Raw genomic sequence first — 549 nt, 5'->3', positions numbered from 1 at the left:
GCACGTCTTCCTGCGGCGAGACATCGCCATCCAGGAGGAGATCACCACGGATGTCCTGACCCGGAGCCTCGGCCTGCGACCCGGCGAGGTCAGCGTCCGGGTCGCTGACGGACGGGTGACACTCGACGGCACCGTGCCGCAGGAAAGCCTCATCCCCATCGCGGTACGCCTGTCCGAAAGCGTCGACGGTGTCGTCGACGTCACGCATCACCTCCGCGCCGGGAGCCAGACCACAGCCGGTGCACCGGGGCGGTGAACCCCATCCGCCGTGGACGGGATGCGCCCACCGCCTTCCAGAGGAACGCGGGCACCGGCCCTGTGGTTCGGGAGGCACCGGGTCTGTCCACCATGGACATCCCGATGTGCCGGTCGAGCTCTGACGTCGAGGTCCCGGTGCCCGGTCAGCCCGAAGCCCGACGGAGGAGCCCGGCGTCATGGTCCGTTACGTGTACGACTTCGCAGAAGGCGGCCGCGACCTCGCCGACCTGCTCGGCGGCAAGGGCGCGAACCTGGCCGAGATGACCCGGATGGGCCTGCCGGTCCCGCCAG

Annotated in this window: 1 protein-coding gene; it reads left to right on the top strand. The window is 70.3% G+C overall.

Features of this window, described 5'->3' with window-relative positions; genetic code table 11:
* Positions 1-256, top strand: a 256-nt coding sequence (locus RB628_RS41240; RefSeq protein WP_318325750.1) for a BON domain-containing protein, incomplete at its 5' end; no start/stop codon positions are given.
* Between the last annotated feature and the right edge of the window lie 293 nt (positions 257-549).

The sequence above is a fragment of the Streptomyces sp. ADMS genome (genome assembly GCF_033441795.1).
Taxonomy (GTDB): domain Bacteria; phylum Actinomycetota; class Actinomycetes; order Streptomycetales; family Streptomycetaceae; genus Streptomyces.
The sequence above is the reverse complement of the archived record's forward strand: the minus strand, read 5'-3'. Positions and strand labels throughout refer to the sequence as shown.